The sequence below is a fragment of the Candidatus Mycalebacterium zealandia genome (assembly GCA_014075295.1).
In the GTDB taxonomy this organism is placed as follows: Bacteria; Desulfobacterota_D; UBA1144; order Nemesobacterales; family Mycalebacteriaceae; genus Mycalebacterium; species Mycalebacterium zealandia.
The window spans coordinates 299,712-324,635 of sequence record CP046180.1; the positions used below are offsets into that span (position 1 = coordinate 299,712).

The window sequence follows — 24,924 nt, forward strand, 5'->3', positions numbered from 1 at the left end:
AAAGTCTGTGCCAGTGTTTCCCTTCTTTGGGCCGAAAGTTCCATGATATCAGAGTCCGCGCATACCGCTCATAATCTATCCGCGAGCGATTTCCTGCTGATTTTATCCCTTGTGTTGATTGTATCCAAGTTTTTCGGTGAAATTGCCGAACGGTTCAAGCAGTCCGCAGTTCTGGGCGAGCTTGTGGCCGGCGTTGTTCTGGGCGCCGGCGCGCTGGCGATTATGCCGTCATCCCCGGCTGACGCGGGCTATCAGACTTTCCATCTTATCGCCGAACTTGCCGTTGTTGTGCTTCTGTTCGAAATCGGTCTTGAAACCAAACTGAAAGAGATTTTGAAGGTGGGTCCCGTTTCGCTGCTTGTCGCGCTTGTGGGAATAGTCGCGCCGTTTGCTCTGGGATTTCTCTGTGTTTACGCGCTTGCCGCCTACGGCATTATGGGGCTCGGAGAGGAGAGCGTGTTTCTCATCGCCGTAACGGCGGGAGCAACCCTCACGGCGACAAGTGTGGGAATAACGGCGCGGGTTCTTTCGGACTTGCGGCAGTTGGGCTCGCCCGAAGCGAAAATTGTAATCGGGGCGGCGGTCATAGACGATGTGGTGGGGCTTATTATCCTGAGCCTTGTGAGCGGGCTCATAGAAACGCAAAACATGAGCGCGGCCGGCGGCGTGTCCGTCTCGCAAATCGCCATTATCGCGGGCAAGGCGTTCGGTTTTCTTTTTCTTGCCGTTGTTCTCGGAAACCTTGTTGTGGAGAGGGTTTTCTCTTTCGTGGAGAAACTCCGGAGCCGGGGCGCCATGATAGTCGCCGCGCTTTCGGTCGCTTTTCTCTACGCTTATGCCGGGCAATATTTTGCCGAAGTCGCGCCGATAGTCGGCGCGTTCGCGGCGGGGTTGGTTATCAGGAAAACGCATCATTTTGAGGAAATTGAGAGCCAACTGCGAAATGTTTCGGACTTTCTCGTGCCAGTGTTTTTTGTTGCGGTAGGCGCTCAAGTGGATGTGGGCGTTCTCAATCCGTTCTCAGAAGGCAACTCTGCCGTGCTCATGGTCGCGCTGGTGCTGTTTGTTGTGGCGTTCATCGGAAAATACGCGAGCGCGTTTGCGGCTTTCGGTTCGGGCATCAGAAGGAACATAGTCGGCATCGGTATGATACCGCGCGGGGAGGTGGGGTTGATTTTTGCGCAGATTGGCTACAATAATGGTAACGGAGTTTTTGATTCTAGATTCTTTTCAGCAATAGTGCTGACTGTTATGCTTACGACCTTCGTCGTTCCGCCCCTGCTCCAGAAGGGATACGGAAATCCGGCGGACGAAAAAGGTGTGGAGTCTTAACGGCTTTTAGGTCTTTTAACAAGTGAAGACAAAAACGAAAATATTGTTTTTAGGGGCATTTTTTGCCGTGTTCACAAGGGCTCAGGGTGCGGTTGCCGCAGATGATTTAATCACTGCGGACAAAACCCTGTTTGTACAGTTCGTTATTTTTCTCGTTGCACTTTATCTGCTCAATATCCTGTTTTTCAAACCCCTGATGGGACTCGCCGACAGACGTGAGAAAGCGACCTCCGGTTCGGGGAAAGAAGCCGAAGATTTGTCCGAGCGTGCGCGGGAAATGACAGAGCAATACGATTCCGCTCTCAAAGAGGCCAGGGAAATCGCGCTTGCCGAAAGGGCTGTTATTACAAAAGAGGCGACGACGGAAGCGGAAAAGATTGTGTTTTCGGCGAGAGAGGAAGCGCGCCTGATTCTTGAAAAGCGTGTGGCGGAACTGATGGCGGAGGCGGAAAAAGCCAAGGCGGAAATGAAATCCGAAATAGAAGACATGGCGGCGATGGTGGTCCGCGCCGTGAGGGGAGGAAAAGATGTTTGATTTTTCCCTGCTCGCCGCCGCGAACGAAGCCACGGGCGGCGCGGCGCATTTCAACTGGGTGTATGTTGGAAAGCACGCATTCAACCTCACCGTTTTGCTTGGCGTTCTCGCTTACATTCTGAAAAAACCGTTGTCGGAATTTATGAAGTCGCGCAGGCGCGAGATGTCCGAAAAGTTTGAAGAGTCCGGTAAAAAACTAGCCGAAGCTAAAAAACTTTTTGAGGAGTGTAGCGCGAAGGTTGCGAATCTTGAATCTGAAATAGGTTCCCTCAAGTCGTCAATCGCGGAACAGTCACAAACCGAAAAACAGAACATCCTGCTCCGCGCCGAAGAGGAGAAAGAAACGATACTCAAAGAGGTAAACGAGAGTCTGGAGTTTGCCACCGCCAGAGCAAGCGCGGCAATCAGGGAAGAGTCCGCCACCGCCGTTATGAGCGCGGCGGAAGAAATTTTGAGAAACTCTGCGGACGGAGAGCAAACCGCTTCGGTAAAGACATTTGAAGACGCCGTGAAAGACGGCAAGATGGAGGGCAAATGGCTGCCGCGAAATTAAAGGATCTGATTGACGCGCTTGTTTCATGCTGTGAGGAAAACGTGGATTCCCTTGACGCTTGCGTTTCCGGGCTTGAGGAGTTTTTCAGGACTATTGAGAACTCGCCCGATTTGAAAAGGGCGATTGAAAGTTCCGTTGTTCCGGATTCGGAGAAAATAATGATAGTGAAAGACCTTTCCTCGGCGGGAGGTTTTTCAGACGTTTTGAGAAATTTTCTCGTTGTTGCCGCAGAGTTCGGCAGATTGAAAGCCCTTTTTGCGCGGCGCAGAGCTGTGATTAACCGTCTGCGCTCTGCGAGCGGCGTAATCCGGGCGACCGTTACAGCGGCGCGCCCCTTGGACTCCGATGACCGTAAGCGCGTCAAAGGCGCGATTGATAGTGTCGCGGGCGGCAGAAAATCAGATGTTGAGTTCATTGAGGATTCGGGAATAATAGACGGAATGATTGTGAGGGTCGGGAACACCGTCTACGATGACAGCATCAAAACCCATTTGGCAAAAATGCGTGCGGCTATTTCAAAATGAGCGCCACGGCGGGAAAAGGAGACAACAATGCAAGACACCATAAAAGTTGATGATGTTGGCGAGATACTCAAAAAGAGAATAAGCGGCTACGAGCGCAGTTTTGAAACCTCGGAGGTTGGAACCGTTATTTCAGTCGGGGACGGCATTGCGAGGGTCTACGGGCTTGACAACGTGGTCGCGGGCGAACTTGTTGAGTTTTCGGGCAGCATCAGAGGGCTTGTTCTCAACCTTGAGGAAGACAACGTCGGGGTCGCGCTTTTCGGAGAAGAGAAGGAAATCAATCAGGGTGACATCGTGAAGCGCACGGGGAGCATCGCCGCGCTTCCGGTTGGTGACGCTATGCTCGGCAGAGTCGTGAACTCGCTTGGGATTCCGGTGGATGGCAAGGGCGCAATTCAAACATCCGAGGTACGCAGCCTTGAACTCAAAGCGCCGGGTGTTGTTTTCAGAAAATCCGTCAACGAGCCTCTTCAAACCGGCGTTAAAGCCATAGACGCGATGATTCCCATCGGCAGGGGACAGAGGGAGCTTATTCTTGGTGACCGGCAGACTGGCAAAACCGCCATCGCCATTGACACCATAATCAACCAGAAGGGCGGAGATGTTTACTGTATCTATGTTGCGATTGGTCAGAAAAAATCCAATGTGGCGCAAGTTGTGGACAAACTCAAACAGCACGGCGCGATGGAATACACAACCGTTGTTACAGCTTCGGCGAGTGAGCCGGCGCCGTTTCAGTTTATTGCGCCCTATGCGGGTTGCGCGCTCGGTGAATACTTCAGGGACAACGGCAAACACGCGCTTGTAATCTATGACGACCTCACAAAACACGCGTGGTCTTACAGGCAGCTTTCGCTTCTGCTCAAACGCCCTCCGGGAAGGGAGGCATATCCGGGAGATGTGTTTTATTTGCACTCGCGTCTTCTTGAGCGCGCCGCGAAGATAAGAGACGAGGACGGCGGCGGCTCACTTACGGCGTTGCCTATTATTGAAACGCAGGCGGGAGACGTGTCCGCCTATATTCCGACAAACGTAATCTCCATAACCGATGGGCAGATTTATCTTGAGAGCAACCTTTTCTATTCGGGCGTGAGGCCCGCGATTAACGTGGGGCTTTCGGTTTCAAGGGTCGGCGGGTCCGCGCAGGTTAAGGCGATGAAGAAGGTCGCTGGAACATTGCGGCTTGAGCTTGCGCAGTACCGCGAGGTTGAGGCGTTTTCACAGTTTGCTTCCGACCTTGATAAAATCACGCAGGACCAGCTTGCCAGAGGTGTGAGGCTTGTTGAGATTCTCAAACAGGATCAGTTTGTGCCGCTTGCGGTGGAGAAACAGGTAATTTCCATATTCGCTGTTACAAAGGGATATCTGGACGAATATCCAGTTTCTTCGGTGCGCGCTTATGAAAAAGAACTTTTTGACTTTTTTGAAGCCAAACACAGAGGGCTTCTTGACGAAATCAGGGACAAGAAAGAGATTTCAGACGAGTTGGAGCCTCGTGTAATCTCCGCTCTTGACGAACTGAAATCACAGACCGCCGGGCTTGCGCAGGAAGGATAGGCGCACGGAGACATGCCAAGTCTTAAACAGATAAACACGAAGATAGCCAGCGCGAAAGGCACAAGGCGCATAATGAGCGCCATGAAGCTGATTGCGGCTGTAAAACTGCAGAGAACGCAGTCTCTTCTGAAATCGCACCGCGTTTACGTTGAGGCTTATGAGAAAATCGCCTCGGGCGTTTTGAGCGTTTGCGAGCCAAACGCGCACCCGCTTCTTTACCGTCCCGAAGAACCGAAGAGTGCTCATGTGGTGTTTCTTACCTCCGACAGGGGACTTTGCGGGAACTTCAACAATGTGCTCATCAAGGGGCTTGACGCAATGGTTTCCGAGCGCGGTTTAAGCAAAGAGGATTTGAAAATGACCTTTATCGGCAACAAAGGCAGGGACTTCTTTTCGCCGCGCGGATTTTTACAGGGCTCTTACTACACTGGCGTGAATGAGGAAAACTACGCCGACATCGCGGGAGAACTCGTGTCTCTTCTCTCAAAGGAATTTTCAGAGAGGGAGACTGACGAAGTGATTCTGGTGCACAGCAGTTTTATTTCCGCGCTGTCCAGGCAGACCGTTTTTGAGACCGTGCTTCCGGTTGAAATTCCGCCCGCGCCTGAAGGGGAGACTCAGGACTGCATTTTTGAACCGTCAAGGCAGGAGATAGTAGACGATTTGATTCCGGGCAGTTTGCGGCTCAGGATTGAAAGCGCTGTGCTTGAGTCGCTCACGAGTGAGCACGCCGCGCGCATGACTGCGATGGAAAACGCCACGAATAACGCTGATGAACTTATAAAAAACCTCACATTGCTGTTTAACAAAACAAGGCAGGCGATAATAACCACCGAGCTTATGGATATTGTTAACGGAACCGAAGCATTGAGAGATGGAGGAGAAAATTAGAATGAGCGGAAAAATTGTTCAGGTTATAGGGCCCGTAATTGACGTTGAGTTTTCCGAGGGAAAACTGCCGGAGATTTACGGCGCCTTGAAGGTTACGAACCCGTCAGTCAGTTCCGATGAGTGGAATCTGGTGCTGGAGGTTGTTCAGCAGATAGGTGGAAACCGTGTTCGTTGCGTGGCGATGGATTCCACGGAGGGACTTCAGAGGGGGCAAGAGGTGGTTGACACCAACGAGGGGATAACCGTTCCGGTCGGCGAAAAGGCGCTCGGACGGCTTATAAATGTTGTTGGCGAGCCGATTGATGAAGCGGGACCGATTGAGTGCGACGAGAGGTGGCCAATTCACCGTCCGGCGCCGGAGTTTGTTGACCAGAGCACAAAACTTGAGCTTTTTGAGACCGGAATCAAGGTCATAGATTTGCTTGCACCGTTTCTGAGAGGAGGAAAAATCGGACTGTTCGGCGGCGCGGGAGTTGGTAAAACAGTTCTTCTTATGGAGTTGATAAACAATGTCGCGAAGGAGTACGGCGGCGTTTCAGTTTTCGGCGGAGTGGGTGAAAGAACCCGCGAGGGCAACGATTTGTGGATGGAGATGAAGGAGTCCGGGGTTCTCGACAACACGGGTCTTGTTTTCGGGCAGATGAATGAGCCGCCCGGAGCCCGTGCGCGAGTTGCGCTGACGGCGCTTACACTCGCGGAGTATTTCAGGGACGCGAAAAATCAGGATGTTCTTCTGTTCATAGACAACATTTTCCGCTTCACACAGGCGGGTTCGGAGGTGTCTGCGCTTCTCGGGCGCACGCCTTCGGCGGTTGGTTATCAGCCGACTCTTTCCACCGACCTTGGAGAGTTACAGGAGCGAATTACCTCTACGGTAAACGGCTCAATTACTTCAGTGCAGGCGATATACGTTCCGGCGGACGATCTTACGGACCCTGCTCCGGCAACCACTTTCGCGCATCTGGATGGCACAATAGTGCTTTCCCGCCAGTTGACCGAACTCGGTATATATCCGGCGGTTGACCCTCTTGACTCAACTTCGCGCATTCTTGAGCCGAAGGTTGTGGGCGAAGAGCACTACAGGGTGGCGCGTAATGTGCAGGAAGTTCTTCAACGCTACAAGCAGTTGCAGGAGATAATTGCCATTCTTGGTATGGACGAGCTTTCCGAGGAAGACAAAATCACGGTTTCCAGAGCCAGAAAGATGCAGAGATTTCTCTCGCAACCGTTTTTTGTCGCCCAGCAATTCACGGGAACCCCGGGCCAATACGTCCCCATTAAGGACACAATCAAGGCGTTTAACGAGATACTTTCAGGCGCTATGGACGATGTTCCCGAGCAGGCTTTCTATATGGTGGGCGGAATAGAGGAAGTTCGGGAGAAGGCGTCAAAAATGGTTGCCTGACGGTGGGGATATTCAAGTTGGCGCAAAACCTCACACTGAAAGTTATCACTCCGGCCGGGCTCGCTCTTGAAGCCCCGGTTGAAACTGTTGTTCTCAAAGGCGATTTGGGAGAGTTCGGCGTACTTGCGGGTCATGTTGCTATGGTGTCAAACATCGTGTCGGGAAGAATCAGGTATGTGGATGAGCAGGGCGAGAAAACCCTTATCGCTCACGGCGGCATATCTGAAGTCAGAGACAACACCGTAACGATTCTGACGCAAACCTTGGAAAACCCGGACGAGATTGACGTTGCCGAAGCCATTAAAGAATTTGAAGAGATTGAAAGTCGCCTTGAATCCGGTTTTCTCGGCGAAGAAGAACAAGAACGCCTGTCCGACCGTCTTCAGATTGTCCGCGCTCGTGCGGGAATGTAGTTCATAAAAACAAAGAAAAATCCCGGTCGGAAAAACTTGTTCCGACCGGGATTTTAGAAGGAGGATAGAGGAGAAATAATCTCCGTTCTTTTCAGGTTATCCACACTTTGAGTACCCGCATGACCGACAAGTTACGCATCCTGATTCAAAAGCCAGTGAGGCGCTGTCGCATTCAGGGCAGTGGCTGGACAGATCTTTGAACTGTTGCGTGGCGACTTTATCTTCACCGTCACAGAAGTGTTTTTTCAGCACCGCGGCGACCGCATCCGCTATTGACATGACAAGCTTGCCTTCGGAGAACACCGGAGACGCACCGCCAATTCCTTCAAGTTGTTCAACTATCTGTTTGGCCTCTATTCCGGCTCTCAGGCCCAGAGAGGCGAGCCGCCCTATTGCCTCAGCGTCCGCCATTGTGGTGTAGCCTGATTTGCCTATTTGAACAAAGACTTCAAACGGTTTTTCGTCAACGGTATTTACCGTAACGTAGAGGTTGCCATGACCCGTGCGCACAACCTCGGTGAAGCCTTTGAGAACCTGCGGCCTTTCCTTTTTTTCAGCCGCAGAAATTTTAGAGGGATGAAGAGACGAGGTGAGGTTGGGGTGAGTGGCTTGTGGAATCTCCCCATCCCTATTTTTTTTATTTTCTTGTTCTTGCTGTTCGGTAATCAGAATGCCCTCTCTGGAGCCTTCTCTGTAAATGGTTACACCTTTGCAACCGGTTTTCCATGACTGGAAGTAAATCTTCTCAACATCTTCAAGCGATATGTCGTTTGGAAGGTTGACGGTGCTGGATATGCATGAATCGATGTGTTTCTGTATGGTCGCCTGCATGCGCACCCTGAATTCCGGTTTGATTTCGTGCGAAGTTACAAAGGTTTCGGGCAGGTCTTCTTCACCGGAAAGATTGAAAGTGTCCATGTAGGAGCCGACCAGAGGGTGATAGACCTTGAACTGCTCTTTTGAAAGAGACTCGGACCTTCTGAAGTATGAGAGCGCGAATATGGGCTCAATGCCGCTTGAAGTGCCCGCGAGAACCGATCCGCTTCCAACCGGTGGAACGGTCAGTATGCAGGCGTTTCTCAAACCGCTCTGTTTGGCTTTCTCGAGCACTTCGGTGTCAAGAGAGTCAAGGAACGGGCTTTTGAAGTGTTTTTCCGGGTCGTATGCCGGAAAGGTCCCTTTCTCTTCGGCAAGCTTGGCGCTTGACATGTAAACGGTGTTTTTGATGTGGCTGAAAAGTTCGTCTGTGAACTCAATGGCTTCATCGGAGTCATACTTTTTGCCCAGTTTGGCAGCCATGTCGCCGAAACCCGTAAAGCCAACCCCTATGCGTCTTGAAAGTTTAGACGCTTCGGTCTGGAAGGTGAGCGGGTGCTTCTTTTCATTGTAGTCCAGTATGTTGTCCAGAAAACGCACGGAGTATGACAGCGAGCGGTCAAGATTTCCCCAGTCAACGCACGCGTCATCGGTGAACTCGTCTTTAACGAACATGCTGAGGTTTATGTTACCAAGGCAGCAGTTTCCGTAATTTTCAAGAGCCTGTTCGCTACAAGGATTGACTCCCTCAACCTCCATTCCGCCGTATTCGGTTGGTGAGTAGCGTTTTACGGCATCCCAGAAGATAAGACCCGGCTCTGCGGAAGCCCATGCTGATTTCACCAGCCGCTTCCATATCTCTCTCGCTTTGACGGTTTTTCTCATCCGCACTTTTTTGTTTTCGTATTCCAAATCAAAATCCCCGTCTTCCTCAACCGCTTTCATAAACTCATCGGATACCTTCACTGAGATGTTCGCGAATTTAACCTGCGACCTGTCCTGATCATTTTTGATGTCCAGAAAATCAAGTATGTCGGGGTGGTTGACATCAATTGTTATCATGAGAGCTCCCCTTCTTCCCGCCTGACCGATTGTGCCGGTCGTGGTTGAGAGAAGTTCCATGAACGAGACCGCTCCGGTGGAGTGAATCGCGGAGTTGTTAACAGGCGCGCCTTTGGGTCTTAGAACGGAAATATCTGTTCCGACGCCGCCACCAAAAGAGTATGTTCTCGCGGCTTCCTTGCACCATTCAAAGATTCCCTCAATGGAGTCTTTCTTGATGGGCATAAAGTAGCAGTTCAGAAGTGTTGAGCGCCTGGTCTGTCCGGCGCCGAAGAGGATTCTTCCTCCGGGAACAAAACGGAAGTTTGACAGAAGCCAGTTGAACTTCTCCGTCCATTCCTCTCTAAGTTCTTTTGTCTTTTCGGGAGACGCCATTTCGGTCGCGACCCTTTTCCACATCTGTTCCGGCAGTGTCTCAACCGTTGTGCCGTCTTCATCCTTCAGGGCGTATTTCTCGTAAAACACTCGCGCGCGCAACTCGTCTCCGCCGAACGCCTCAATTGTTTCTTTCGGGAGGTCTTCCTCGGTCTGCTCGTTCACAACCAGTCTTGGAGAGTCGGGTTTTTCCTCATTGCGGAAAACCGTATCGTCCGGAATGGACTTCTTCGGCAATTCAAATATGTTGCCGTTCTCTTTTCCCGTTACTCCGTTCCCAGTTTTTTCCAAAGACATCCTTACATCACTCCTTTTTCTCTTTTCCCCGCCACTTCAATATGTCGTGCTACGAGGGGTATTAGACTACCATATATTGAGGTAAGTCAAGAAGAAAACTTTTAAGTTTTCTTTAAAAAACCGAAAAGTTCTTTATTTTAAGTGCTTAAGAATGGATACTTGATAAAGGTTTTATGTCGGTGGAAGGTCTGACAGAGCGCATAAACAATTTCTGGTTCGGCAAAACGGAGAAAAACGGGCTTTGCGCGCCCGAAAAGTCGTCCGCGTGGTTTGGGAAAAATGAGGAGTTTGACCGTCTTGTGAAACGGGAATTCGGCGGATTTCTGTCTCTTGCGAAAAGCGGGGAATTGGAAGGGATGTTGCAAACGCCCCGCGGGACTCTGTCTTTCATACTTCTCACTGATCAGTTTTCCCGAAACATACATCGGGGGCATTCCGAATCCTTTGCTTTTGACGACATCGCGCTCGCCGCGTCCCGCGAAGGAACGAAACTTGGATTTCACTCGGTTCTTTTTCCCATGGAGCGGCTTTTCTTTTTTATGCCGCTTATGCATTCCGAGGATATTTCCGTCCAGAAAATATCCGTTAAAACTTTTTTATCTCTCGCCGATGAATTTAAGGATTCCGTGGAGGTTTTTGAATTTTTAAAAGGGTCGGCCGATTACGCGCGAAGGCATTATGAAATTATTGAAAAATTCGACAGGTATCCGCACAGAAATAAAATACTGGGAAGGGAAAGCACGCTTGAGGAAATTGAATTTTTAAAACAGCCGGGAAGTTCGTTTTAAAGGGGACACCTTTTAAAAAAGTAATACAAAAATGAAAAAATATATTTCCACTTTAATTTTCGCACTCTTTTTTTGTGTTTTTTGCAATGTTTGCCGGTTTGCAAATATCGCCCGCGATAGGAAGCATGATACCGTTTCCCCTTGTTCTGGATGCATATTTTCCGGACACGGATTTCGAATCTTTTCCGTTTTATATTAAATTGGGCTTGCTTATTTTGACGGTTTTATTTTGGAGCGCAGTATTTGTCGCATTAATTAATTATTAAAAATAAAAGATGAATTTATTATGAAAATCCTTGCTCTTGATGTCGGAACAAAAACCATCGGTGTTGCCGTGAGCGACGAACTCGGCATAACCTCAAACGGACTCGGCGTTATAAAACGGAAAGACGAAAAAAGCGATTTAAAATCCCTCGCGGTTTTTATTGAAGAGCACGGACCAGCGCGGGTGGTGGTGGGAATTCCGTTTAATTCGGACGGCTCTCTGGGAAAAAGAGCGGAAAATATAAAAAAGTTTTCGCAAACCCTTAATGAATTTTTCAAAATTGAAACCGTTTTATGGGACGAAAGTTTTTCAACCGTTCAGGCGGAACAAACTCTGATTGGCGGCGGTATGGGGCGCAGGAAAAGGAAAAAGGTCGTTGATAAAGTGGCGGCGGTCGTTATTCTGCGGGAATATCTTGACAGTTTGGAGAATTAAATGCCTCTTGCCAAAGTAAACGGAGTCAACATCAACTACGAGGAACACGGCTCTGGCGCGCCCGTTTTTCTGATTGGCGGACTCGGAAGCACTATTGAGAGTTGGAACGATCAAATCACCCTTTATTCAAAGCATTTCCGGGTGATTGTTTTTGACAATCGGGGGTCAGGTCTTTCGGACAAGCCTCTTGAGCCCTATTCAACGGAGGATATGGCCGATGATGTGGTCGCGCTTGCGGGTTTTCTCGGAATTGACAGGGCGTCTTTTGTGGGCAAGTCAATGGGCGGCATGATAGCGCAGTGGATTGGCATTAAATACCCCGAAAATACTCAACGCCTTGTAATGGGTTGCTCATCGGCGCGCAGAGACGAAGTAGGCAACCTTATTCTTGAAACGGGCAGACACATATCCGAAAAAGCAGGAATGGGCGCGGTCTGGCTGACGGCGCTTTTTCTCGGCTACGGCAGAAAATACATTGAAGACAACATTGGCGAGATTAAAAAACGGCTTCTCGCCGTTCGGACAACGCCCGAAACCATAGCGGGCTATCATGGGCAATGCCGTGCGTGCGAAGGGCATGACACTGCGGAAAAACTTCATCTTATCACCGCGCCGACACTTGTGATGTTCGGAACCGATGACAATGTTACGGACCCGCGCAGGGCGGCTGAGGTCGGGGAATTGATACCAAACGCGAAAGTCCGCGCTTTTGAAGGTTCCGGGCACGGATTCTGGCGTGAAAACAGTAACGAAGCGGACAGCCTTGTTGTTGACTTTCTTAAGGGAAGTCAGGTCTAATAAATTTTAAAAGAGGGTTCAATTTGAGATTTCTTTACAAAACTGACGACAATCTCGCGGGGTTTTTCGCGCGGGTCGCGCTCGGAGCCGTTATGTTGCCGCACGGATATCCGAAGCTGGTGAATTTTGAGCGGGCAATCGGCGGGTTAACAGACGGTGTGGGGCTTCCCTATGCGGTGGCGTTTCTTGTCATAATCGGCGAATCAGTCGGCGCTGTGTCTCTGATAGCTGGTTTCCTGTCGCGTTTCTGCGCTTTTTCAATCGGCATAATAATGGCGGGTGCCATCTGGATGTTTCATCTCAAGCACGGCTTTTTTATGAACTGGGGAGGAAACCCCGAAGCCGGAGAGGGTTACGAATACCACGTTCTTGCCATCGGTCTCGCGCTTGTGGTTACCGTTGCAGGAGGCGGAAGGTTTTCCGTTGACAGGCTGATTACCCGGATTTTGAAATAGGCGTTATTCCTTTTCCGCGGACTCAACCGTTTGTTTAAGTTCCCCTGTGCGGAACATATCTTCACATATGTCGCAACCGCCTATGAAGTTTCCGTCTATGTAGAGTTGCGGAATGGTGGGCCAGTTGGAAAACTCCTTTATTCCCTGCCGTATTTCCTCGTTTTCAAGCACATTGACTGTTTCGTAAGGAACCCCGAGCGTGTTGAGAATCTGCACCACTCTGGCGGAAAATCCGCATTCGGGCATCTCTCTTGTTCCCTTCATAAACAGAATAACCGGGTTGTTTTCCACTTGAGATTTAATTGAGTTTTTTATTTCTTCGGACATTGTTATCCTCCATTTTTTTCTCCGCCCCATTGCTCCGGGGTGTAGGTTTTGATTGAAAGCGCGTGAATTTCCTCTTTCATCGCGTCTCCGAGCGCCGAATACACAAGTTTGTGCCTGTCAACCGGGCTTTTTCCTTCAAAATCGCCCGAAACAACAACAGCTTCAAAGTGAGTTCCATCCCCGTCAACCTCAACATGTGTTGCGGCTATCGATTTTTCTATGGTCTCTTTAATGCTTTCCGGGCTCACGGGTGGTATTATCTTTACCGGCGCTTTTGTTGTCAATAAATCCGAGAGGTGAAAAGATGCTCTTATCTGAAATCATGACCACTCCGGTCGCGACCATCTCCGAAGAGGCGTCTCTGAAAGATGTCGCGGACACAATGAAGGAAAAATCTGTTGGTTGCCTTCCTGTTGTTGACGGGGGCGGAAAACTTACCGGAATAATATCGGAAACCGATTTTATCGGCGCGATGGAAAACGTTCCCTTTTCCCGCCAGACCGGGCATGTGCTTTTCGGCAAATGGACTGACGGTTCCGGAATTGTGGATGCCTGTCGCGAGGGCGGCGGCTTAAAACTGAAGGATTTTATGCAAACCCGCGTCATCACGGTTGAAGAGAGCGACACAGTAGAGGACGCCGTTACGAAGATGCTCGAAACCCGCGTCCACCGTCTTCCGGTCGTCAGAGATGAAAAGCCCGTGGCGATGTTCTCAAGAAGAGATCTGCTGAAAATCTTTGAATAGCAAACCAGCCGTGTATTCAAGAGTAGTTATTGCGGGAGAGCGGAGCGGATGCGGAAAAACAACGGTTTCGCTCGCGATTATGAACGCGCTTTCCCGAAAAGGTGTTCGGGTTCAGGGGTTTAAAACCGGTCCCGACTATCTTGATACTTCCCATTACGAAGCAAGAACCGGAACGAAGGGCAGAAATATTGACCTGTGGATGACCAGTCCGCGACACTGTCTTGAGATTTTTCTCCGCAACGCCGCAGACGCGCAAATTTCCGTCATTGAAGGCGTAATGGGGCTTTATGATGGTTCCCGTCCGGACAACAAGGCGAGCACGGCGCATACGGCAAAATTTCTCTCCGCGCCCGTAATTCTCATTCTGACCTGTGATGGCGGCGCGCAGACAACGGCTGCGACCGCGCTGGGGCTCAAAATGTTTGACGAAGAGGTCAACATTGCGGGTTTTGTGCTGAACGGGGCCACTTCAAAAGAAAGCGCCGAAGTAATTGCCTCAGTCGTTACCGGAAAAACGGCGATTCCTTATCTGGGTTTTATGCCGCTTGACGACAGAATCGCGCTCACATCAAGGCATCTGGGGCTTTCCCACGCGTTTGAGGAACCGCCGCACGCGGACAAACTCTCTTCCGAAGTGGAAATCGCCTCAAAATCGCTTGATCTTGAGCGCATTGAAAAAATTGCGATTTCAGCTCCTCCTCTTTTTCCGCCCGATTGTGGTGACCCTCTCTATCCGTTCGTGCCGGAGCCGCAAAGCGTCCGTTTAGCGGTCGCGCGCGACAAGGCATTTTCGTTCTACTACGAAGACGCGCTTGAGATTCTTTCTCTTTGCGGATGTGAAATCGCGCCTTTTTCCCCGTTATCCGAAGAACGTTTGCCTGCGGGAGCGGACGCCGTTTTCATTGGCGGCGGGTTCCCGGAACTTTACTGCGGCGAACTTGAGGGCAACGTCCCGATGAGAGATGATTTGCGCAATTTCGCCTTTGGTGGCGGCACGGTTTACGCTGAATGCGGCGGAATGATGTATTTGGGCGCTGGGCTCACAGATTTGAACGGGCGGAGATTTGATATGTGCGGCGCGCTGGAAGCGGATTTTGAGATGCGTCCACGTCTGCAAGCAATCGGCTACAGAGAGGTGATTGCCGCGACTGATGCGGGTTTTTTCCGCGTGGGAGACAGGGAAAAGGGTCATGAGTTTCACTATTCCACCCTTTCAGACGGACACGCGGGCGATTTTTTTAACATAACAACTTCTGCGGGCGGCGCGTCTCGCGGCGGAATGGCTTTCCGCAACACGGTCGCTTCATACATCCATTTGAACTTTCTTTCTTCGGGAATCATAAAGCGCATTCCCGCCCGTCTTAAAGCGGTCGCGGAGGACGGAATTTGAGGCTTTCAGCGCGAGCTTCCGCGCCGGTTCACGGCGGAATTGACCATCAGGAGGTTCGCTCTCTGGGGCTTGACCCCGCGAGCGTGGTTGATTTTTCAAGCAATCTCAATCCGTTTTTCCCGTCATCAAAATTGCTTTCGGGCGCTTGCGCGGGAGCCGGCGAATATCCCGACGCGCAATACTCCGAACTACGGGGCGTGATTGCGGCGGTTCACGGTGTTTCACCGGACTGCGTTTTCGCGGGCAACGGAGTGTCCGAAATAGTCCATATTCTGTGCCGGTGCCTGCCCGTGGGCGGTTCGGTTCTGATACCCGTTCCGACTTTTTCCGAATACGAAAGAGCCGCGGTGATTTGCGGCGCGCGGACGATTTTGTGTCGCACTGATGATACCCTGCGCTTTGACCCCGCGTTCATTGCTTCGGAGATACGGCGCGAGTCGCCCGACCTTGTTTTCCTCTGCAATCCGAACAACCCGACAGGGCTTTACCTTTCGCGCCCGGAGGTGGAGGAAATCGCCTCGGCGGCGGACTCAGTTTTTGTGATTGACGAGTCATATGCGGATTTTGTGCAAAACCCATGGGACTCCGCGCCGCTTGCCGGGTCGGGAAATGTCGTGATTTTGCGCTCGCTCGCGAAGTTCTACGGGCTTGCCGGAATCAGGGTCGGCTACGCGATTTCAAACCCGCACGTCATTTCCGTTCTCAACGCCGCACGTCCGCCATGGAATGTTAATTCGGTCGCGTGCAGAGCGGCGCGGGCGGTTTTTGAGCTTTCCCCGTCCGCTCTCTTTGAGAGCAAATCGCGGCTTTTTGCCGCAAGGGATTTTCTTGTGGACGCTCTTGCCGCGACCGGCAAACCGTGCCTTCCTACCGACACGGGCTTTTTCCTTGTCAAAACCCCGGATGCGCGACTGCTGCGGGACGGGCTTTTGAAAAAAGGGCTCGCCGTGCGCGACTGTTCGTCTTTTGGGCTCGCCTCGCACATACGGCTCAGCGCCCGCCCGCAAAAGGATTGCGAAAGACTTGTAAAAGAATGGACGGAGATAGACCGTGAAGGCTAAAACTTTGATGATTCAGGGCACGGCGTCCCACGCGGGCAAGAGCGTAATCGCCGCCGGGCTGTGCCGGATTTTCGCGCGAAAAGGGTTTTCAGTAGCCCCGTTCAAGTCGCAAAACATGAGTTTGAACTCATTTGTAACCCCCGATGGCTCGGAGATTGGCAGGGCGCAGGCGATGCAGGCGCACGCCGCGGGCGTTGCCCCGTCCGCGGATATGAATCCCATTCTGCTCAAACCTCTAAAAGATGACGGCTCGCAGGTGATGGTTCTAGGCAAAAGCGCGGGCAATATGACTTTCGCGGAGTATGTGGAGTTCCGTCCGCGGGCGCTTGAAGCGGTTAGCGGCGGTTTGGAGCGCGTGATGAGCGAATTTGAAGTGGTTGTGATTGAGGGCGCGGGCGGCGCGGCGGAGATCAATTTTTCCCGCAGCGAGATAGTCAATATGACCGTGGCAAAACTCGCCGACAGCCCTGTTCTGCTTGTTTCCGACATAGACAGGGGAGGGGCTTTTGCCTCTCTTGCGGGAACGCTTGACCTGCTTGGTAATGACAGAGACCGCGTGCGCGGAATGATAATCAACAAGTTTCGCGGCAACCGCGTTTTGCTTGACGAAGGGATAGAGTTTATTGAGCGAAAAGCCGGAAAGCCGGTTTTGGGTGTTGTGCCTCATATCAAGCCGCTTTTTCTTGACGACGAGGATTCCGTTTATCTTGAAAACCCGGTGCGGCGCGGCGGCGGTTTGAAGGTGTGTGTTCCTAAACTGCCGCGCATATCAAACTTTACGGACGTGCGTCCGCTTGAGATGGAGAGAGGCGTGTCCGTTTCATACGCGCTTGGCGCGAATGATCTTTGCGGCGCGGACGCGGTTGTGCTTCCCGGAAGCAAGGCGACAATTGAGGATTTGCGGTTTTTGAAACGCAGCGGAATCGCGGATGCGCTTGCGGGCATGAGCGAGTCCGGTGTTCCGGTTATAGGAATTTGCGGCGGCTATCAGATGCTCGGCTCGGCGCTTGAGGATGCGGACGGTTTTGAATCCGCGAAAACCTCTGAGCGCGGGCTCGGTTTTTTCCCCGCTGAAACCGAAATACACGAGGAGAAAACGCTTCGGCAAACTTCGGCGACGGTTGAAAATGGCGGCGCGATATTCTCCGGCATTGAGGGGGAGGAAATAACGGGGTACGAGATTCACATGGGGCAGACGCAGTTTTCCGGCGCGAACAACGCGCGTTTTCTCAAAAAAGCAGACGGCTCTTTTGACGGCGCGGTGAGCGAAAACGGTAATGTTTACGGAACTTATCTGCACGGGATTTTTGAAAATGACAATCTTCGAAGCACGTTTTTGAACCATCTGCGCGCAAAAAAGGGATTGCCCGATGAAAAAACCGCGAACTTCGCCACCGAAATGGAAAAGCAGTATGAAAGACTCGCCGATGTGCTGGAAGAAAGTTTGGATATGAACGCGGTGATGAGTATGGTTTTCGGTTAGATACAGGCGTTATGAAAAACTCCAAAATCCCCATAACCGTCATAACCGGCTTTCTCGGAGCCGGAAAAACAACTCTTGTGCGCAATCTGCTCACGCAGACGGGCGGGCGGCGCATTACCGTTATCGTCAATGAATTCGGTGATGTGGGAATTGACGGCGAAATTATCCGCTCTTCGTGCGGTTGCGATGAAGGCGAAATTGTTGAACTCAGCAACGGATGTCTTTGCTGTACAGTGCAGGAGGAATTTCTGCCCACAATGACAAAACTACTCGGACGCAAAGACGACATTGACCATATTGTGATTGAAACTTCCGGACTCGCGTTGCCGAAGCCGCTTGTTCGCGCCGTCAACTGGCCCGGTTTAAAGCCGCATTTTTCGGTGGATTCGGTGGTTTCCGTTGTGGACGCCGCAGGCGCTGCGACCGGCGAGATTTGCGACAGAAAAAAGATTCAGTCCCAGCGCGAGGCGGACGATTCCCTTGACCATGAAACCTCGATTGAGGAACTGTTTTCAGACCAGCTTTCATGTGCGGATATGGTGGTTTTGAACAAAACCGATCTTGTCAGCGATGAAGAACTAGACAAAATCACCGGGTTTTTGAAAGACAAAATGAAGCTCGGCGCGGCGGTTGTGCGTGCCAAAATGGGAAATGTTTCACCCGATGTTCTGCTCGGAATGGAAGCCGCCGCCGAAGATGATCTGGATTCCCGACCGTGCCTTCACGAACAGCACCACGAAAACGGAAGCGACCACGAGCATGATGACGACATAGATTCGGTTGTGGTGGAGGTTAAATCCTCACCCTCTCCCGAAAAACTTATGGACGCGCTCAGAAAAACCGTTCAAGAACATGAAATCTACAGAATAAAAGGGTTTATCAATGTCGCGGACAAACCGATGAGGATGCTCATACAGGGAGTCGGAGAGAGGTTTGACGGATATTTTGACCGCCCGTGGAGAGAAGATGAAACCGCGCGCACCCGCCTTGTTTTTATCGGGAGAAAACTTTCGCTTTTAAATCTCGGTGAAATTGTGGAAAAAAATCTGACCCTCTCCTGATTTTTTGTTTTTTGTAAAATGCATTTAATCGCGACCATACCGGGAGGCTGGAATCCGGGCGAGGACGACGGGGTTTTTTTCATAGACCAGACTCCGGGGGATATTGTTTTTCTGTCCGCCGCCGACACAGATATTTTCTGTCTTAATTCCGCTTATTCAAAAATCAATTCGCGCGCGAAAAAAATTCCTTCTTTGCGCATGGCAAATCTCACATATCTCAAACGCGAACTTTCAGTTGATAATTACGTTGATTCCGTTGTGAGTGGCGCGCGCCTTGTTGTGGCGAGAATGCTCGGCGGAAAAAATTATTATCCGTATATCTGCGACCGCCTTGCGTTTGAGTGCGCGAAAAATAAAACGCCGCTTATTTTTCTTCCCGGAGACGACAGTCCCGACGTTGAATTAATGGCAATGTCTTCCGCGCCGGCCGACATTGTGCGCGGGGCGTGGAACTATTTTTCACGCGGCGGGGAGGAGAATTGTGAAAATTTTCTCAAACTTGTTTTTAACGACTTTTTCGGTTTTTCGCTTTCGCTTTCCCCACCCGAAGAAACGCCCGATATTTTCGTGCGTGATGTTTCCGCGCCGCCGGCAAAAAAACCTGACGCAAAAGCGGTAATTCTTGCTTACAGAAGCCACTACCTTTCGGGGAATATTTCGCCCGTTCAAAAACTCGCGGAAAAACTCACGGAAAAGGGTTTCGGTTCGTGCGCGGTTTTTGTGAAAAGTCTCAGAGAGGCGGAAGAAATAGCCGATTTGTCAAAAATTCTTTCGGACGGAAATTTTGATTTAATTTTGAATACCACAAGTTTTGCGCTTAAAGGCGCGGACGACGGAAAAGATTTTATTTTTGAGAAAATAAATGTTCCGGTTATTCAGACAGTTTTTGCCTCATGCTCCGAAGAAATCTGGCGGGAAAATCTTTTCGGACTTTCGCCGACCGATATCGCAATAAATATATCTCTGCCCGAAATTGACGGAAAAATTGACTCCGGTCCCGTTTCCTTCAAACAAGCGCGCGGAAAAGATTCGCTCACAGATTCTGAAATTGTCCGCTACGCCCCTTATGAAGACGGATGCGCCCGCGCGGCGGTTTTTGCACGGTCATGGCTTGACCTCGCCCGCGCGAAAAATCCGGACAAAAAAATCGCGATAGTTATGCCCAACTATCCTTCGCGGGACGGACGGCTCGCCAACGGAGTTGGACTGGACACTCCCGAAAGCTGTGCTCTGATTCTTAAAAAACTTTCCGAATCCGGTTACGAGACGGGGCGCGATTTCCCCGAAACCGGCGCACGCCTTATGGAAATTCTCTCTCTCGGCGTTACAAATGACCCGGATTTTATGCATACAAGGGATTTTGAAATTTCTCTTTCTTTTGAACAGTTTCGCGGATTTTATTCCCGCCTTGCGCCCGAAATGCGCGAACGCATTGAAGGGCACTGGGGAAAACCCGAAAATGACCCCCACATCAGAGACGGCGTTTTTCCACTGCCGGGAGTTTTGTTTGGCAATGTGTTTGTTTCAATCCAGCCGGAGCGCGGATACGGGCAGGATACGAAAGCGGTTTATCACTCGCCCGATATTCCGCCGCCTTTCCGCTATCTGGCGTTCTATTTCTGGATCTCAAAGGTTTTCCGCGCTTCCGCGGTAGTCCATCTCGGAAAGCACGGCAACCTTGAGTGGTTGCCCGGAAAAAGCGTTGCCCTTGATTCCGAAACATGCTTTCCGGCGGCGGTTTTCCCGCCGGTTCCGCATTTCTATCCGTTCATTGTGAACGATCCCGGTGAGGGCACCCAGGCTAAACGCCGCGCGCGCGCCGTGATTATAGACCACCTTGTTCCACCGATGGTTCGCGCCGACTCCTACGGAGACTATCTTCTGCTTGAACAGTTGATGGACGAATACTATCAGGCGTGGGGGCTTGACCCGGCAAGGGCTGAGTTTTTGAAGGGTAAAATCACCGACGCGGTTGAGCGGACGCGCCTGTATAAGGATTTGGACTGCGCGCCCGGCGATTTGGACGAAATTCTCACACGTCTTGACGCTTATCTGTGCGATATCAAGGAGTCTCAAATTCGTGGCGGGCTTCACATTCTTGGACAGCGTCCCGAGGGAAACGCGCTTGCCGAAACCGTTGTCGCGCTTCACAGAATTCCTTCATCCGGAATTGCCGGCATAACACAGGCGCTTGCGGACGATATGGGGCTGGGTTTTGACCCTCTTGACTGCGATTACGGCGTGGCTCTGGGGCGCGAGGTTTCCGGAGAAAATTGCAGAACCGTTGGCGCGGCAACTGAAGCGCTTGAAAAAACGGTGCTTGAGAATGTCGCAACCGCAATCAAAACCGGCTCCACCGCACATATTGACGGCAAAAAGTTTCCCGGGTTCCTCGCGGTTGTCCGCACGGCACTGCGGACCACTGTTCCGCGTCTTTCCGCCTGCACCGATGAGATTGGAAACCTTATCGGCGGTCTGGACGGGCGGTATGTTCCGTCCGGTTCATCAGGCGCGCCCACGCGCGGCAAGCCGGACGTTCTTCCCACCGGCAGAAACTTTCACTCGCTTGACACTCGCGGACTGCCGACCCGCGCCGCTTATGAGTTGGGGCGCAAAAGCGCTGACGCGCTCATCAAAAAGTACACTCAGGAAAACGGCGATTATCCCTCATCGGTTGGTATTTCGGTCTGGGGAACCTCAACAATGCGCACGGGCGGTGATGACATCGCGCAGGCGTTTGCTCTGATGGGGCTGCGTCCCGTGTGGCGCGGCGAGAGCGGCAGGGTTGTGGATTTTGAGGTCCTTTCCCTCACGGAACTGGGCAGACCCAGAGTGGATGTTACTTTGCGGATTTCAGGGTTTTTCAGGGACGCTTTTCCCGAGCTCATTTCGCTCTTTAATTCCGCTGTTGAAAAGGTTGCCCTGATGGATGACGAGCCCGAAGACTTGAATCCTTTGAGAAGCCGACACTTACGGGAAAAATCTGAGTGGGTTGAAAGCGGGATTGACGAGGAAACGGCACGGCAACGCTCTCTTTATAGGATTTTCGGTTCAAAACCCGGCTCCTATGGCGCGGGTTTGCAGTCCGCCATAGACTCGAAAAACTGGAGCGCTCCCGAAGACCTCGCGATGATATACGTTAACTGGAGCGGCTACGCCTATGGCAAAAACGGACCTAAAACCGCCCACGAAACCTACCGCCGCCGCCTTGCGTGCATGGAGGTGGTTCTTCAAAATCAGGACAACCGCGAGCATGACATTCTGGATTCCGATGACTACTATCAGTTTCACGGTGGAATGGCGAACGCCTCACGCTCGGAGCGGGGAGAGATGCCGGCGGTCTATTTCGGCGATCATTCAAAGCCCGAAAGCCCCGGAATTAAAACCCTAAAAGAGGAAATTCTCAAAGTTTATCGTTCGCGAGTCGTTAACCCGAAGTGGATTAAGGGAATGAGGCGGCACGGATACAAGGGCGCTTTTGAAATGGCGGCGACTGTGGACTATTTGTTCGGCTATGACGCCACGACTGATGTTGTGGACGATTTTGTTTATGAAGGCGTGGCGCAGACCTATCTTTTTGACAGTGAGAACCTGAATTTTTTGAAAAATGCCAACCCGCGAGCGGCGGCGGAGATGGCGGAGAGAATTCTTGAGGCGGCCCAGCGCGGCATGTGGAAAAATCCCGCCGCTCAAACCCTTGAAAAACTGCGCGAGGTTTTTACCGAAGCAGAAGCCGTTACCGAGTAGCGGGTAAACCTCTATTCAAAAACACTGCGAATTGTTGTAGTCTGAATCTGTTATGAACATAGCAGTTGCAGGTTACGGATACTGGGGACCTAATCTCGCGCGCAATTTTGCTTCCCTGGACGGCGTAACCCTGAAAGCCATTTGCGATGAGGACTCGAGTCTTCTGGAAAAAGCGCGCAAAAATCATCCGCTTATTTCCACCACGGAAGACTTTGAGGACATTACCTCCGATGAGTCAATAGATGCCGTCTGGTCAATAGATGCCGTCTGTCTGGCAACTCCCGCGCTAACGCACGCCGAGCTCGGCTTGCACGCCCTGAAGGCGGGGAAACACGTTCTGGTTGAAAAACCGATGGCTACCACTTCCGCCGATTGTGAAAAAATGACAAATGAGGCGGAGAAACGCGGTCTTGTTCTTATGGTTGATCATGTTTTTGCGTATTCGGGCGCGGTGCGCAAACTTGCCGCACTCGCTTCTGAAAAGTCGCTCGGAGAACTTTACTACTTTGATTCAACGCGCATCAATCTGGGCATTGTGCGCTCCGATGTGAATGTGCTGTGGGATTTGGCAATTCACGACCTTTCAATACTTTTTCAAGTAAATCCCGCCGAGCCGGTCGCGGTTTCCGCTTCGGGCGTTTCGCATATCAAGGGAAAACCCATCGACACGGCGTATCTGACTCTGCATTACGACTCGTTTTTTATCGCGCATGTGCACGTGAGTTGGCTTGCGCCTGTAAAGATCAGGCGCACAACGGTTGCCGGCGATAAAAAAATGGCGATTTACGACGACACCGAGCAGGCGGAAAAACTCAAAATCTACGACAGCGGAATCAACACAAAATCGGCAAGCAGTGAGGACATCAAAAAACTGCTCATTGAATACCGTACGGGCGATATAAACTCTCCCAAACTTGATTCCTCGGAACCGCTTTTTCTCGCGGCGAAAGAGTTTTACGACTGCGTTCGCGAGAAGAAAGAACCGCTTACGGGCGCGTATGCCGGAGCGCAAATCGCGCGCGTTCTTGAAGCGGCGGACACTTCAATCAAACAAAACGGACAGAGGATTGACCTCTCTCGCTGAAAATGAAAAAAAGTTCCTTTTCTTGACCTTGCCTCTCAGCACTCCCCCATCGCGGATGAGATAAAACGCAGACTCGGGCGTGTTGTGGATTCGGGCGCGTTTGTTCTCGGTTCCGAAGTTGAGAATTTTGAGCGTGAATTCGCCGGATATACGAACACGCGACATGCGGTTTGTGTCAACAGCGGAACAAGCGCGCTTCACCTTGCGCTTCTGGCTGCCGGAGTGGAGCGGGGTGATGAGATTGTTGTTCCCGCGATGACCTTCATCGCAACCGCGATGGCGGCAACCTATATCGGCGCGGAGCCCGTCTGTGTTGATGTTGACCGTTTCTGTACGATGGACTCAGGCGCGCTGGAAAAAGCGATAACCTCGAAAACAAAGGTGATAATGCCCGTTCATCTCTACGGGCAACCCGCCGACATGGACCCGATAACTGATGTGGCGGAAAAACACGGAATTGCCGTTATTGAGGACGCTGCGCAAGCGCACGGCGCGGCGGACAATGGGCGCAAATGCGGTTCTCTGGGGCGCGTGGCGGCGTGGAGTTTTTATCCGGGTAAAAATCTCGGCGCGCTTGGCGAGGGCGGCGCGGTTACCACCGATGATGACGAGATCGCGGAAAAATGCCGCATCCTGCGCGACTGGGGGCAACGCGGGAAGGGAAACCATGTTGAAAAAGGATTTAATTACAGAATGGACGCTTTTCAGGGCGCGGCGCTTGGCGTTAAACTGGAACACATTGAGAGGTGGACAAATTTGAGAATTTCCGCCGCTGATTATTACCGAGAAAAACTCGCGCGCTTGAATGGTATTGAAACCCTGCCGGTGAGGGAAAACGCCAGATGCGTGTGGCATATTTTTCCGATAATGGTGGAAAACAGGGACGAAGTCGCCCAGTACTTGCGCGATGCGGGCATAGGGGTTTCGGTTCATTATCCCTGCGCGGTTCATCTGCATCCGTGCTACAAGGATTTGGGATATAAAAAAGGCGATTTTCCGAACGCTGAAAAAATCGCCGAAAACGAACTTTCGCTCCCGATGTTTCCGGGTATAACCCGCGAACAGATTGACACGGTTGTAAACGCGCTTCGCGAGGCGGTTAAATGAGCAAAACAATAATGGAAGCGGAAAAATGTTTAATTTAAAAACCAAACTTAATATCGCGCGGGGTTTTATCACAAAAAACCGCCCTTTTTATATTCAGTATTACATTCTTTCGCGGTGCAATCTTAATTGCAGACAGTGCAATATTGTTGAGGCGAATTCCGATCTTCAAACCGCCGGTTTTCAGACAACAAGAGAGCAGTTTGAACTTTGCAGGGAGGTGGGGGCGAAAGATATAAACATCAGTCTTGACTCGCTTATTCCCGCAAAACAGGAGTGTATAAACGGCGGGATACCGAACTCGTGGCACCGCGCAATTGAGTGCATAATGGATTGCAATGAAATATTCGATCCACCCACCCGACGGCCTGCGACTCGTCCGTGAAATCAACACCGTAATGAATTCTGTAGTATGTCGCGG

Annotated in this window: 24 protein-coding genes; 21 read left to right on the plus strand and 3 right to left on the minus strand. The window is 51.3% G+C overall.

Translation table 11 applies throughout. From position 1 onward, the window contains the following. Window positions 1-42: 42 nt before the first annotated feature. Genes GKS04_01475 through atpC form a run of 8 tightly spaced genes read left to right on the plus strand, consistent with a single transcriptional unit; the run spans window position 43 to window position 7,210 of the window. A complete protein-coding gene (locus GKS04_01475) occupies window positions 43-1,332 on the plus strand; it encodes a cation:proton antiporter (protein QMU55860.1) in 1,290 nt (429 codons plus the stop codon). Window positions 1,333-1,354: 22 nt separating this feature from the next. Beyond that, the gene (locus tag GKS04_01480; GenBank protein QMU55861.1) at window positions 1,355-1,867 is read left to right on the plus strand and encodes a hypothetical protein; all 513 of its coding nucleotides are present in this window, start codon (window positions 1,355-1,357) and stop codon (window positions 1,865-1,867) included. Next, on the plus strand, window positions 1,860-2,420 hold the full coding sequence (locus tag GKS04_01485; protein ID QMU55862.1) for a hypothetical protein: 561 nt from the start codon (window positions 1,860-1,862) through the stop codon (window positions 2,418-2,420). The genes GKS04_01480 and GKS04_01485 overlap by 8 nt, the downstream gene beginning before the upstream one ends. Further along, entirely contained in the window at window positions 2,402-2,944 is a 543-nt protein-coding gene (locus GKS04_01490; protein ID QMU55863.1) for a hypothetical protein, read from the plus strand. The genes GKS04_01485 and GKS04_01490 overlap by 19 nt, the downstream gene beginning before the upstream one ends. Before the next feature lie 27 nt (window positions 2,945-2,971). Next, on the plus strand, window positions 2,972-4,501 hold the full coding sequence (atpA, locus tag GKS04_01495) for a F0F1 ATP synthase subunit alpha (GenBank protein ID QMU55864.1): 1,530 nt from the start codon (window positions 2,972-2,974) through the stop codon (window positions 4,499-4,501). Window positions 4,502-4,513: 12 nt separating this feature from the next. Further along, window positions 4,514-5,392, plus strand: coding sequence for an ATP synthase F1 subunit gamma (atpG, locus tag GKS04_01500; GenBank protein ID QMU55865.1), 879 nt, complete (start codon window positions 4,514-4,516; stop codon window positions 5,390-5,392). Window position 5,393: 1 nt separating this feature from the next. Then, complete coding sequence (atpD, locus tag GKS04_01505) at window positions 5,394-6,797, plus strand: F0F1 ATP synthase subunit beta (GenBank protein ID QMU55866.1); 1,404 nt, start codon at window positions 5,394-5,396, stop codon at window positions 6,795-6,797. Further along, window positions 6,794-7,210: an ATP synthase F1 subunit epsilon gene (gene atpC, locus GKS04_01510; protein ID QMU55867.1), complete on the plus strand. Its 417-nt coding sequence runs from the start codon at window positions 6,794-6,796 to the stop codon at window positions 7,208-7,210. Before atpD ends, atpC begins: the two co-directional genes overlap by 4 nt. A 96-nt stretch (window positions 7,211-7,306) precedes the next feature. On the opposite strand, the gene GKS04_01515 is transcribed toward atpC, so the two are convergent. Beyond that, a complete protein-coding gene (locus GKS04_01515) occupies window positions 7,307-9,760 on the minus strand; it encodes an adenosylcobalamin-dependent ribonucleoside-diphosphate reductase (protein QMU55868.1) in 2,454 nt (817 codons plus the stop codon). A 173-nt stretch (window positions 9,761-9,933) separates the two neighbouring features. On the opposite strand from GKS04_01515, the gene GKS04_01520 reads away from it, so the two are divergent. The 4 genes from GKS04_01520 (at window position 9,934) to GKS04_01535 (ending at window position 12,501) form a co-directional block, all read left to right on the plus strand. Further along, complete coding sequence (locus GKS04_01520; protein QMU55869.1) at window positions 9,934-10,548, plus strand: DUF924 family protein; 615 nt, start codon at window positions 9,934-9,936, stop codon at window positions 10,546-10,548. Window positions 10,549-10,834: 286 nt separating this feature from the next. Then, a complete protein-coding gene (gene ruvX / locus GKS04_01525) occupies window positions 10,835-11,248 on the plus strand; it encodes a Holliday junction resolvase RuvX (GenBank protein QMU55870.1) in 414 nt (137 codons plus the stop codon). Beyond that, window positions 11,249-12,046 carry an alpha/beta fold hydrolase gene (locus GKS04_01530; GenBank protein QMU55871.1) on the plus strand — a complete coding sequence of 266 codons (798 nt, stop codon included), beginning with the start codon at window positions 11,249-11,251 and terminating at the stop codon, window positions 12,044-12,046. A 23-nt stretch (window positions 12,047-12,069) separates the two neighbouring features. Beyond that, entirely contained in the window at window positions 12,070-12,501 is a 432-nt protein-coding gene (locus GKS04_01535) for a DoxX family membrane protein (GenBank protein QMU55872.1), read from the plus strand. A gap of 3 nt (window positions 12,502-12,504) precedes the next feature. Here GKS04_01535 and grxD read toward each other — a convergent pair whose 3' ends face one another. Together grxD and GKS04_01545 are read right to left on the minus strand one after the other, a co-directional pair. Beyond that, window positions 12,505-12,828, minus strand: coding sequence for a Grx4 family monothiol glutaredoxin (grxD, locus tag GKS04_01540; protein ID QMU55873.1), 324 nt, complete (start codon window positions 12,826-12,828; stop codon window positions 12,505-12,507). 2 nt (window positions 12,829-12,830) lie between these two features. Next, entirely contained in the window at window positions 12,831-13,088 is a 258-nt protein-coding gene (locus GKS04_01545; protein QMU56669.1) for a BolA/IbaG family iron-sulfur metabolism protein, read from the minus strand. 44 nt (window positions 13,089-13,132) lie between these two features. Between GKS04_01545 and GKS04_01550 the strand changes: the two genes are divergently transcribed. Genes GKS04_01550 through GKS04_01590 form a run of 9 tightly spaced genes read left to right on the plus strand, consistent with a single transcriptional unit; the run spans window position 13,133 to window position 24,888 of the window. Next, a complete protein-coding gene (locus tag GKS04_01550; GenBank protein QMU55874.1) occupies window positions 13,133-13,573 on the plus strand; it encodes a CBS domain-containing protein in 441 nt (146 codons plus the stop codon). Next, complete coding sequence (locus tag GKS04_01555) at window positions 13,566-14,963, plus strand: cobyrinate a,c-diamide synthase (GenBank protein QMU55875.1); 1,398 nt, start codon at window positions 13,566-13,568, stop codon at window positions 14,961-14,963. Before GKS04_01550 ends, GKS04_01555 begins: the two co-directional genes overlap by 8 nt. Continuing rightward, window positions 14,960-16,024, plus strand: coding sequence for an aminotransferase class I/II-fold pyridoxal phosphate-dependent enzyme (locus GKS04_01560; protein ID QMU55876.1), 1,065 nt, complete (start codon window positions 14,960-14,962; stop codon window positions 16,022-16,024). Before GKS04_01555 ends, GKS04_01560 begins: the two co-directional genes overlap by 4 nt. Continuing rightward, window positions 16,014-17,507, plus strand: a complete 1,494-nt coding sequence (locus tag GKS04_01565; protein ID QMU55877.1) for a cobyric acid synthase — start codon at window positions 16,014-16,016, stop codon at window positions 17,505-17,507. The genes GKS04_01560 and GKS04_01565 overlap by 11 nt, the downstream gene beginning before the upstream one ends. 11 nt (window positions 17,508-17,518) lie before the next feature. Further along, on the plus strand, window positions 17,519-18,568 hold the full coding sequence (gene cobW / locus GKS04_01570; protein ID QMU55878.1) for a cobalamin biosynthesis protein CobW: 1,050 nt from the start codon (window positions 17,519-17,521) through the stop codon (window positions 18,566-18,568). A gap of 18 nt (window positions 18,569-18,586) precedes the next feature. Next, entirely contained in the window at window positions 18,587-22,315 is a 3,729-nt protein-coding gene (cobN, locus tag GKS04_01575) for a cobaltochelatase subunit CobN (protein ID QMU55879.1), read from the plus strand. Window positions 22,316-22,367: 52 nt separating this feature from the next. Then, window positions 22,368-23,399 carry a gfo/Idh/MocA family oxidoreductase gene (locus GKS04_01580; GenBank protein ID QMU55880.1) on the plus strand — a complete coding sequence of 344 codons (1,032 nt, stop codon included), beginning with the start codon at window positions 22,368-22,370 and terminating at the stop codon, window positions 23,397-23,399. 48 nt (window positions 23,400-23,447) lie between these two features. Next, window positions 23,448-24,506, plus strand: coding sequence for an aminotransferase class V-fold PLP-dependent enzyme (locus tag GKS04_01585; protein QMU55881.1), 1,059 nt, complete (start codon window positions 23,448-23,450; stop codon window positions 24,504-24,506). Window positions 24,507-24,531: 25 nt separating this feature from the next. Beyond that, entirely contained in the window at window positions 24,532-24,888 is a 357-nt protein-coding gene (locus GKS04_01590; GenBank protein QMU55882.1) for a hypothetical protein, read from the plus strand. Window positions 24,889-24,924 lie beyond the last annotated feature (36 nt).

Excerpts from the sequence above, each read along its gene's own strand:
- GKS04_01475 (QMU55860.1), top strand. The coding sequence starts at position 43 with ATGATATCAGAGTCCGCGCATACCGCTCATAATCTATCCGCGAGCGAT.
- GKS04_01485 (QMU55862.1), top strand. The coding sequence starts at position 1,860 with ATGTTTGATTTTTCCCTGCTCGCCGCCGCGAACGAAGCCACGGGCGGC.
- GKS04_01490 (QMU55863.1), top strand. The coding sequence starts at position 2,402 with ATGGCTGCCGCGAAATTAAAGGATCTGATTGACGCGCTTGTTTCATGC.
- atpA (QMU55864.1), top strand. The coding sequence starts at position 2,972 with ATGCAAGACACCATAAAAGTTGATGATGTTGGCGAGATACTCAAAAAG.
- atpG (QMU55865.1), top strand. The coding sequence starts at position 4,514 with ATGCCAAGTCTTAAACAGATAAACACGAAGATAGCCAGCGCGAAAGGC.
- atpD (QMU55866.1), top strand. The coding sequence starts at position 5,394 with ATGAGCGGAAAAATTGTTCAGGTTATAGGGCCCGTAATTGACGTTGAG.
- GKS04_01515 (QMU55868.1), bottom strand. The coding sequence starts at position 9,760 with ATGTCTTTGGAAAAAACTGGGAACGGAGTAACGGGAAAAGAGAACGGC.
- GKS04_01520 (QMU55869.1), top strand. The coding sequence starts at position 9,934 with ATGTCGGTGGAAGGTCTGACAGAGCGCATAAACAATTTCTGGTTCGGC.
- ruvX (QMU55870.1), top strand. The coding sequence starts at position 10,835 with ATGAAAATCCTTGCTCTTGATGTCGGAACAAAAACCATCGGTGTTGCC.
- GKS04_01530 (QMU55871.1), top strand. The coding sequence starts at position 11,249 with ATGCCTCTTGCCAAAGTAAACGGAGTCAACATCAACTACGAGGAACAC.
- grxD (QMU55873.1), bottom strand. The coding sequence starts at position 12,828 with ATGTCCGAAGAAATAAAAAACTCAATTAAATCTCAAGTGGAAAACAAC.
- GKS04_01550 (QMU55874.1), top strand. The coding sequence starts at position 13,133 with ATGCTCTTATCTGAAATCATGACCACTCCGGTCGCGACCATCTCCGAA.
- cobW (QMU55878.1), top strand. The coding sequence starts at position 17,519 with ATGAAAAACTCCAAAATCCCCATAACCGTCATAACCGGCTTTCTCGGA.
- cobN (QMU55879.1), top strand. The coding sequence starts at position 18,587 with ATGCATTTAATCGCGACCATACCGGGAGGCTGGAATCCGGGCGAGGAC.
- GKS04_01580 (QMU55880.1), top strand. The coding sequence starts at position 22,368 with ATGAACATAGCAGTTGCAGGTTACGGATACTGGGGACCTAATCTCGCG.
- GKS04_01590 (QMU55882.1), top strand. The coding sequence starts at position 24,532 with ATGTTTAATTTAAAAACCAAACTTAATATCGCGCGGGGTTTTATCACA.